A 10,043-nucleotide genomic window follows, 5' to 3' on the forward strand; every position below is an offset into this window, starting at 1 on the left:
TCGTCAATCAGGTTCTGCCACTGCTTTGCCGAGCGGCGAATGCGATAGGTCGAAGACATGATCTGCTCCTTGAGTTGAGTTTGGGAGCAGATTACTGACTCAGCAACGCGCGGGGAAGAACGGTGCGGAATGGACGCTTACGGTCGACCGGCCGGCCCTCCTCGGCGCCCGCCTCTTGGCCTTCGCGATCCCCTCCGCCTCGCTACCCGCGTTACTCATACTCCTTCCGGGCGATCGCCGCGAGCATATCGAGCATCATCCGATTGACGGCATCCAGCATCCTCGCGGTGAACTCGTCTCCGCCATCGGAAGACAGCGCTTTGTGGCTGGTGGGCAGGTCAACCGCCACCACTCGCAGCCCCTCACTCTCGATCTCGGCCCGCTGACGATCCCACTCTGCCCGCGGCAACCCGCTGGGACGATCTATGGCCTCCACAAGCAGAGTATCGCCTTCCCAGGCGTCACTGAGGAGCCGACGCAATTCTGGACGATCTGAAGAAGCCCAGATTGAGAATAGGGGGAGCCGTGCACCAAATGGTTGATCGCGGCAGGGGCTTCCGACTCCGCAATTCATAGAGATCGGAGAGCAGTGAGTCTGGGCTTGGTTAGCATCGAGAAGGGGGTGGTGCTTTCAGCCACTTGAACACTGGATAGGCAGAAACGCCCTGTGACCCAAGTCTAGCGTCAGAGGCCGACGCTCTATCCAACCGAGACTTCGGAACGCGCAGGGGAGTGCGATGGTCAGGGTCAGTTCCTTAGGTCCCAATCTGGCCCCAATTTGGCCCCAACGCGAAAAGGCCGCGCCTTGGGGGCGCGGCCTCATTCTAAAAAACACTGAACAATCAAGCTGTTGGATTGGTGCCGGTGGAGAGATTCGAACTCCCGACCTACGCATTACGAATGCGGTGCTCTACCAGCTGAGCTACACCGGCGCCGGGGAGGCGTGGATTATACCGATTTGGCTGGAATTTGCACAAGCCGGCAGTGCCCGAACCGCCGCCTCAGGTTTTCCAGCAGCACGAACAGGGTCGGTACGACCACCATGGTCAGCACGGTGGCGGTGATGATGCCACCGATAATGACGGTGGCTATCGGCGAGAAGCGTTCGGCGCCCACGGCCATTTCCATGGCCAGCGGCAACATTCCGGCGATGGTCGACAGTGCGGTCATGAGGATTGGCCGCAGGCGCGTGACCACGGCCACACCCACGGCGCGCGCCGGGCTCGCCCCCGTCTGGACGCGCTGGCGCGCCAGGTCGAGCAGGATGATGGAGTTGTTGACCACGATGCCGACGAGCAGAATGATGCCCAGCAGCGCCGACATCGACACGTACTTGTCGGCCAGCAGCAGCGCCGAGGCCACGCCGATGAACTGCAGCGGGATGGCCACCATGATGGTGATCGGGTGAGCGAAGCTGGAAAACTGGATGACCAGCAATAGATAGACGGCCAGAGCCGAGAGCATCAGCGCCTGCAGCATGCGCTGTCGGGCTTCGCTGAAGTCCTGCTGCTCGCCGACGAGCATTGGCGCCGGCCCCGCGGTGGCTTCGAAGCTGGCCAGGCGTTCGGAAACATCGGCGACGACGGCCGACAGGGGCCGCCCGGAATGGTAGCCGAGGATTTCGAGGGTGCGCATGCCGTCCTCGCGGGTGAGGATGCGCGGCCCGACCGCCTGTTTGAACGCGGCCACTTCGCGCAGCGGCACGCTGCCGGCCGGTGTGGGCAACACGATGCGCTCCAGGTCGTCGAGCTGGCTTCGCTGGTCGCTGCGGTAGCGGACCACCACGTCCAGGTCGCGTCGGGGCGGCTGGCGATAGCTGGTGGCAACGTGGCCATCGACGGCCCGGTGCACGCGGGCCGCCGTTCGCCGGGCGCTCAGGCCGAGCTCGCTGACGCGATCCTCGTCAAGCTCCACTCGAATTTCCGGGGTATCGAGCGACCAGTCCTTGTAAAGATCGGTGATGCCGGGTATGCCCTGCAGATGCTCCAGCAGTTGGGTGGCCGCGGCGTCGAGTTCCTGCGGGTCATGGCCGGACAGGCGCACGACCACCGGAGCGGCCGTGCTCGAGCGTGCCGTGCCGCCCATTTCGATAGGCGCGCCGAGCATGACGCCGGGCGTGCGCTCGAGCGCATGCCGGACTTCATCCATGATGTCCCACTGACTGAGCTTGCGGACGGTGCGCGGCACCAGGGTCACGGTCACCTCGGCCTGGTTGGGGCTCATCGCACCGCGCTGGCCCATCGAGCGCGCGCCGGGCTCATGGCCGACACGAATGCCGACGTCGAGCACTTCCGCGCGCCCCAGCAGCAGATCGTCGACCACGCCCAGGGTCGCCATGGTTTGCTCGACCGGCGTGCCCGGCACGGTATCGACGATCACTTGAAAACTGCCCGAATCGAAGCGCGGCAGCATCTCGCTGCCGATCAGGCGCAGCATCCCCACGCTGGCGACCAGCAGCAAGGCGGCCGCACCGAGAGTCAGCACCGGGTGGCGCAAGGCGATCCACAGCGCCGCCAGATAGCCACGGCGGGGGGCCTTGAGCGCGCGCTCCAGAGCAGCCGAAATTGCGCCGGCCGGCTTGTCCGGGTCGGCCGGCTTGAGCCACCACACCGCCAGCAGGGGAATCAGCGTGACCGCGACCATAAATGACGAACCCAGGGCAAAGGCCAGCGTCAGGGCCAGCGGACCGAACAGCTCGCCGATGAATCCGCCCATGAAGATCAGGGGCACAAGCACGCCCAGCGTAGTCAGCGAGCCGCCCAGTTTGGCGCCCAGAATCTCGCCGGTGCCCTCGATCGCCGCCCGGCGGGGTTGCAGACCCAGCTCGTCGAGATGCCGATGGATGTTTTCCAGAATCACGATCCCGTCGTCGACCAGCAGGCCGATGGCCAGGATCAGCGCCGACATGGTCACCATGTTCAGATCCAGGCCGGCCATCTGCATGAGCATGAACGCACTCAGAAAAGCGGCGGGGATGGACAGCGCGATGATGAGCGCCTGCCGCCACTCGGCAAGGAAAAGCAGCACGATCACCATGGTCAGGCCAACGGCGACCATCACCGTGGAGGTCATGTCGGAGATGACCGCTTCGGTAAACTCCGAATCGTCGTCGGCAATGACCAGATCCAGCTCGGGCAGATCGGCGGCCAGCTCGTCGACGGCCTGGCGCACCCGCCCTGCCACCTCCACCGTGTTGGCATCGTCGCGCCTGAGCACCTGCACGGCGATCGCATCGCGCCCGTTGTAGCGATAGGCCGAGCGCGTCTCCCCGGGCAGCAGGTCGACATCGGCCACGTCGCGAAGCCGCACGAAACGACTGCCGTCGGCCTTGAGCACGATCCGTTCGGCATCCGCGGCAGAGGCCAGCGGCGCATCAAAACGCACCACGGCCTCGCGCTCGCCGCTGTCGATGCGGCCGCCGGGCGCGCTCAGGTTCCAGTCGTCGAGCGCGGCCATCACTTCGTCGGTGGACAGGCCCGCCGCATCCAGCCGGTCACGATCAACGGCGACGTGCAGTTCCAGCTTGTGCCCGCCGAAGATATCCACCACGGCGACGCCGGTTACCCGCTCGAGCCGTTCGCGCACCGCGTTGTCGGCCAGCTCGCGGACCTGCTCGATCGGCAGGCTGTCCGAGGACGCGGCCAGGGTGACGATGGGCTTGTCGGCGGTGGAAAACTCGAGCACCTGCGGCTCTTCTATGGCGGCGGGCAGATCTTGCCGTATTCGCCCGATCGCGTTCTGCACGTCGACGGCCGCTAGCGCCGAGGTCGTCTCGAAATTGAATTCGGCGCGCACGACCGACAGCCCCGCCTGGCTGGTCGAACTGAGCCGGGTCATGCCATCGAGGCTGGCGAATTCCTCCTCGAGCAGGCGCGTGAGGTCGTTGTCGACGTCGGCCGCGGCCATGCCCGGATAGGCGGTGATCACCGTAACCGTGGGCGGATCGGTGTCGGGAAACAGGCGCACGGGCAGCTCGTAGCGCGCCTGCAGGCCAAGCACCAGCACGGCCACGATCAGGGAAATGACCACGTGGCGGTGGTCGAGCACCCATTGCGGCCAGCGGTTCATGTCGAAGGCCCGTCCTCGACCACGTGAATGGCCGCGCCGTCGCGCAGGCGCGGATCGGCCGTGACGATCACCTGCTGGCCGACCTCCAGGCCCGAGCGGACGTGGACGCGACCCTGACTGGTCTCACCGGTATCTATTGCCCGGCGGCGAGCATGACCGTCTTCGGCCACAAACACCCAGTCGGCGCCGTGTTCGCTGTGGGCGGCCTGGATGGGCAGCGTGAGCACCTGATCGTAGACTCCGATTCGGGCGTGCACTACCGCGGCCATGCCTGCCTGGATGTCCTCGGCCGCCGGCAGCAGAACCGCAATGGTCGCGTTGCGGGTGGCGTCATCCAGCGCCGGGTAAATGCGGTCGATCCGCCCTTCCCGTTCCCAACCCAGCGCCGGCACCTGCACGACCACGGGCAGCCCTTCCTGAAGGGCGGGAACGTCACTCTGGGCGACCTGAACCTCTGCCTTGAGGGTATCGTCGGCCACCAGCTCCAGAACCGGGCTTCCCGCCCGGGCCAGCTCACCGCGCTGGACGTACAGGCGCTGAATGGTGCCGGCAAAAGGCGCCCTGCCAACGGTGTAGGACAGCCGCGTTGCAACCAGCGAGCGGTTCGCCTCGGCCTCGCGCCGCTGGGCCCGCAGCGAATCCACCCGCTGGCTCGCCTCATCCAGCAGTTTCTCGGGGGTGAGCTTGCGCTCGTACAGCTCGCGCTGGCGGACAAGCTCCCGCCGGGCGGTCGTCAGCTCACCATCCAGGCGCGCGAGTACCGCATCCAGCCTTTCTCTCTCCGAGCGCAATTCGCTGTCGTCGAGCCGGTAGACGATCTCGCCGGCCGCAACGTACTGTCCTTCCCGAAACGGCAGCGCTTCAACCGCGGCTGTCCACTGGGCAGAAAGGGTCGCCCGGTCATCAACCGCGATCTGCCCGCGCCAGTTTCGCTCGACAGCAAAGGGGCCCGCCGCCACGGTTTCAACCCGCACGGCAATGGGTGGTGCCGCCCTCGGCGGTTCCGGGGCAACGGTTTCACGATATTTGTCCAGCGCAGCCCAGATGATCAGGACAAAAAGCGCGAGAGTCGCGGCCAGCGCAACAGCGCGCGCCGGGGTGATCTTGCTGATGCGCTTCACCGGTTCACCTCGGAAGGATGAGTCATTGCAACGATATTCTTTAGCAAGTACTTGCTTTCCACGTCATTCAAAAAAAACTCACTCCGCACGCAGCGCTGGCTCGAGCAGACGCCAGATGGCGGGGCCCTGCCCGGCGAGGTCAAATTCGAAGTCGCTGACGGACCAGCGAATGATGGTTCCCTGAACAAGCGCAAGAGTCATCCGGCCTGTCTCGTCGGAGTCCAGATCGGCACGAAAGATACCGGCCTCCACCCCGTCCCGAATCACCTCAGCTACGGTCGCCGTATAGGCCTGCATGATGCGCCTGACCGACTGCTTCAGCCGCGTGTTCTCCTGGTGCAGGCGCTCGGAGAAAAGCAGCCTGGGCAGGCCCTTGTGACCCGCCACGAATTCAAGCTGCTTTTCCAGCAGCCCGCGCAGGCGCTCGTCAGCCGGGCCGGTGCTTGTCGCCATGCCGCTTACAACACCAAGCATCTGGCGGGCAATCCATTCGAATACCGCCTCCAGAATGCTCTCGCGGTTCTTGAAGTGCCGAAACACCGTCGGCTGAGCGATACCCACCCGGTCAGCGATGGCCTGAGCGGTGATCTGCCGGCCGCCAGGTTCGGCGGCCAGATCGACCACCGCTTCGACGATCTCCTGCCGCCGCTCCTCACCGCTTTTTCGCACCACGACTCCCGCAAAGCTAGTACTTGCTTGCAAGTGTAATCCAATTGCTCAACGCGAGCAAGCACGCAACTCAACCGGTATTGCGCGGTCGTCCGTCGGGGACGTAGCCCCGACCTACCACGTTGTTGCCCGGGTGGTGCCGGCCCACGCACCGCGCCGCGGTTACATCCGCGACGGACGAGGTGCCGGATCGACACCGAGGCCAGCAACGAGCGTCCAGGCCCGCCATGCCGCCCGACGGGGAACCAGCCCCGACCAACCCACGCTGTTGCCCGGACGGTGCCGGAGGGGCCTGCCCTGCTCCGTCATTGGGAATGATTCCGCGCGCTCAGCCGGTATTGCGCAGCCCCTGGGCGATGCCGTGCACGCTGTCAATCAAGGCCAGTTCGAGGGCCTCGTCCTTGCAGCCGCCGGCGCGCCAGCGCTTGAGCAGTTCCACCTGGGTGAAGCTCATCGGGTCGACATAAGGATTGCGCAGCAGGATCGAGCGCTTGAGGGTGAGATCGTTGTCGAGCAGTTGCTTCTGGCCGAGGATGCGGCAGATCATCTCGCGGGTACGGGCAAATTCGGCTTCGATGGTCGGGAAATAGCGCTCGCCCAGCTCGCCGGCCAGGGCGGCGTAGTGCCGGCCGATACCGATATCGGCCTTCGCCATGGCCATTTCGGCGTCAGACAGCAGGTTGGAGAAGAACAGCCATTCGCGCGCCATTTCCTCGACCTGATCGAACCCGACCTCGTCGACCAGGCGCGCAAGCCCGGTACCCAGGCCGTACCAGCCCGGCAGGCCCTGACGCGACTGGCCCCAGGCGAACACCCAGGGAATGGCGCGCAGGCCAGAGATGCCGACCTTTTTTGCCCGCGAGGCCGGCCGCGAGCCGATGCGCATGCGCTCGATCACGTCGATGGGCGTGGCCAGGCGGAAGTAGTCGCTGAAGTCGTCGCTGCCGTAGACCAAATCACGGTACGCGCTGCGCGAATAATCGGCCAGCTTCGTCATGGCCCGGCGCCAGGGGCCCTGTTCGGTGTCGGGGTCGTGCTCGAGAAAGCCGGCCTGGATGACCGCGCCGGTGGTCTGCTCGAGGTTGCGCACCGCAATCGTGCGAAAGCCGTACTTGCGATGAATGACCTCGCCCTGCTCGGTCATGCGCAGGCGCCCGCCGACCGAGCCGACCGGGGCGGCCAGCACGGCGCGCGGAGTCTTGCCGCCGCCGCGGCCCACGGTGCCGCCGCGGCCGTGGAAGAACGTGACATTCACGTCGTGCGCGTTGAACAGCGCCAGCAGCTTGCGCTGCGCCTCCTGCAGCGACCAGCGCGAGGCGACCATGCCGCCGTCCTTGTTGGAGTCCGAATAGCCGATCATGATGGTCTGGCGGTTGCCGCGCTGGGCGAGCAGCTCGCGCCACACCTCGAGGCCCAGCAGTCCATCCATCACACCTTCGGCCGCCACCAGATCGTCGACGGTCTCGAACAGGGGCACGATGTCGAGGCCGTGACGCGCCACGCCGGCCGCGCGCGCCACGAACCACGCCGCCAGAATATCGTCGGCGTTGCGACTCATCGAGATGATCAGGGTGGTGATGGCGCGAGCGCCGAACTTTCGATGCGCTTGGGCAGCGGCCGACAGCAACTTGTAGACCGGATGGCTGGCACCAGACGCCTGCCCATCGGGAATCTCACCCCGATCCACGGCATCTGTCAGACGGCGGGTTCGCTCTTGCGCCTCCCGCTCGGGCCATCCGGGGTCGTCGATCAGCTCGGCGACCGCCTCGTGCAGATCGCCGGAGTCGATGCGCAAATCCAGCGCGGCCAGGTGAAAGCCGAAAATGTCCACGCGGCGTAGCAGGCGCTCGACCGGAAACAGACCGGCACGGCGGCCGCGGTTGGCTTCCAGGCTTGCAACGATCAGCTCCAGATCGGCCGCGAACTCGTCAACGTGGCTGTAAGCGGCTTCGCCATCATCCTGAGTAGCCTCTAGCCGGGCTTCGATCAGATACAGCAGCACGCGATAGGGCATTTCCGCATGGCGCGCCGGGATAGCCTCCGCCGCCTGGGCCAGGCGCTTGCGGTAGTCGGCCGCGCGCTCGCGCACCTTATTGCTCACCTCCACGCGCCCTTCGGTCTGGCTGAGCAGACGATTGAGCCGGCGCACCTCCCCAAGATAGTTGCCAATCACCTGCCGACGTTGCTCGGTGAGCGTCTCCATGACCGTCTCGCCGGTGACGTTGGGGTTACCGTCCATATCGCCGCCCACCCAGGACCCGAAGCGCAGCAGCGACGGTAGATCGCCCGGCCACAGGGCCACGCCCCAGGCGCGGGTGGCAGCCTCGGCCAGGTTTTCGTGCAGCACCGGCGCAATACGATAAAGCACGTTGGCCAGATAATAATGAGCATGCTCGGCTTCGTCGGCCACGCTCGGGCGGGTGCGCGACTGTTCGGCCGTTTGCCAGGCAATGGTCTGCTCCATGCGCACGCGATCGATCAGCCGTTTCGAGACATTGCGCGGCAGGCTCGGATCCAGGCGCTCGATCAGATAGCCCGCCATGCGCTGCTCCTTCTCGAGCACGGAACGCCGCGTGGCCTCGGTGGGGTGCGCGGTGAAGACCGGCTCGACCAGCAGACCGTCCAGGCGGGAACGTATGGACTCCCAGTCGTGCCCTTCGTCGGCCAGCTTCTCGAAAACATCAGCCAATGAGTCGGGCTGCACGCCCTCCCCGGCCGCCAGATACTCGCGCCGGCGGCGAATCCGGTGAACCTGCTCGGCCAGATTGACCATGCGAAACCAGGCGGCAAAGGCTCGCACAAAAGCGCTGGCCTCGCCGGCATCGTCGATGCGGCACTGCGCCAGCAAGGCCGACCCATCATCGTCGCCTACCCGTCGATCAATCGCCGCCGAACGCGCCGTCTCCACACGCTCGAACAGCGCACCCCCACACTGCTCGCGCAAAAGCTCCCCGATCATGGCTCCGAGCAGGCTGACATCGTCACGCAGGGCCTGGTGTTCAGGTGGGAAGTCGATTTCTTCGCGTTTCATGGGGAAGAGCCTGTTTTGATCAGGCAGTCATGATAGCGGATGAGCGGGAAATGTGACGCTCGAGCGTTTATATGAAACTTGGGGGCGGCGTAGCAAAGCGCCCCCTGAAACCCTCAGTCAGGCAACAACTTACCGTTGCACTGTAGTTGAAACCAAGCATCAAAAAGCCCGCTATCACCGGTGACAAAACCGGAGCAAAATAGAGAGTTTGGCATCCGATGCATGGCTTGGTAATGCGCTGTTTCAGGCTGCAACAAGCTTCTTCACGTTGAGCTCCCTGCGATGTTGCTCGGCATGCCAGAGCTCATATTGGGACTGCTGATTCAGCCAGCTTTGTGCAGAGGTATCAAACGCGATAGAGAGCCGGATAGCCATCTCGGGACTGATACCGGCCTTGCCGTTCAACACGGCACTTAAAGTCTTGCGGCTAACGCCCAATGCCTCTGCAGCCGCCGTGACGGAGAGGCCGAGTGGCTCAAGACAAAGCTCTCGCAACACTTCACCAGGATGGGGAGGATTGTGCATCAACATTGACGGTACCTCAGTGATAATCTTCATAGTTCACAATCTCGGCATCTCCATCCTCGAATCGGAAGGTCACTCGCCAGTTACCGCTAACGGTGACTGACCAGATGCCGGCGCGATTGCCGGAGAGTTCGTGCAATCGAAGGCCCGGCAAGTCCATGTCTTTGGCATCCGATGCTGCGTTTAATCTACCGAGAACAAGTCGAAGCCTTTTTGCGTGAGCGGCCTGAATCCCTGCGGTGCTGCCGGACTTGAAAAATTTGGCCAAGCCCTTGTGTTTAAAGCTTCGTATCACCCGCCTAGTGTAACCAGTAACGCATCAGGTGTCAATGCACATAATCGGAATAGCGAGACAACTTGCGATGCCTCCCTCCCACGCCAGGGGCATACGCAGCGTATCCACGTATCCAGCCGTATCAAGGGCACCCACGATCCGCAGGAAATCCCCCCACAGCTCGACGGGGCAATCTCCGGATTGGCGGGCATCTCCCTGTGTGTCAACATCCCTCCCAACAGTACCTGATCGGTTTTATCTGTAACATTCAGGGCGCTTACGGAGCGAAGAGATGTCTGATTCCAACGAAGTTGTCACCGACCCGCGCCTTGAGAAGCGTACCCGACGCCGGTTT

7 protein-coding genes and 1 tRNA gene are annotated in these 10,043 nt (G+C 64.4%); all 8 read right to left on the reverse strand.

Annotated elements, in window-relative coordinates; all coding sequences use genetic code 11:
• Nucleotides 1–211: 211 nt before the first annotated feature.
• The gene (locus ACEWQ0_RS02580) at nt 212–574 is read right to left on the reverse strand and encodes a recombinase family protein (protein WP_476484392.1); all 363 of its coding nucleotides are present in this window, start codon (nt 572–574) and stop codon (nt 212–214) included.
• 282 nt (nt 575–856) lie between these two features.
• Nucleotides 857–932: transfer RNA gene (locus tag ACEWQ0_RS02585), tRNA-Thr, on the reverse strand.
• Nucleotides 933–948: 16 nt separating this feature from the next.
• Nucleotides 949–4,068 (reverse strand): efflux RND transporter permease subunit, encoded by a 3,120-nt coding sequence (locus ACEWQ0_RS02590; protein WP_476484393.1) that lies wholly within the window; start codon nt 4,066–4,068, stop codon nt 949–951.
• Nucleotides 4,065–5,189, reverse strand: a complete 1,125-nt coding sequence (locus tag ACEWQ0_RS02595; RefSeq protein ID WP_476484394.1) for an efflux RND transporter periplasmic adaptor subunit — start codon at nt 5,187–5,189, stop codon at nt 4,065–4,067. Before ACEWQ0_RS02595 ends, ACEWQ0_RS02590 begins: the two co-directional genes overlap by 4 nt.
• A 78-nt stretch (nt 5,190–5,267) precedes the next feature.
• A complete protein-coding gene (locus ACEWQ0_RS02600) occupies nt 5,268–5,861 on the reverse strand; it encodes a TetR/AcrR family transcriptional regulator (RefSeq protein ID WP_476484397.1) in 594 nt (197 codons plus the stop codon).
• Between the two features lie 325 nt (nt 5,862–6,186).
• On the reverse strand, nt 6,187–8,889 hold the full coding sequence (gene ppc / locus ACEWQ0_RS02605) for a phosphoenolpyruvate carboxylase (RefSeq protein WP_476484395.1): 2,703 nt from the start codon (nt 8,887–8,889) through the stop codon (nt 6,187–6,189).
• Nucleotides 8,890–9,132: 243 nt separating this feature from the next.
• Nucleotides 9,133–9,420 (reverse strand): HigA family addiction module antitoxin, encoded by a 288-nt coding sequence (locus ACEWQ0_RS02610; protein WP_476481204.1) that lies wholly within the window; start codon nt 9,418–9,420, stop codon nt 9,133–9,135.
• A 10-nt stretch (nt 9,421–9,430) separates the two neighbouring features.
• Complete coding sequence (locus tag ACEWQ0_RS02615) at nt 9,431–9,709, reverse strand: type II toxin-antitoxin system RelE/ParE family toxin (RefSeq protein WP_476484396.1); 279 nt, start codon at nt 9,707–9,709, stop codon at nt 9,431–9,433.
• Nucleotides 9,710–10,043: the final 334 nt, after the last annotated feature.

This window comes from Wenzhouxiangella sp. YN9 (assembly GCF_056324165.1).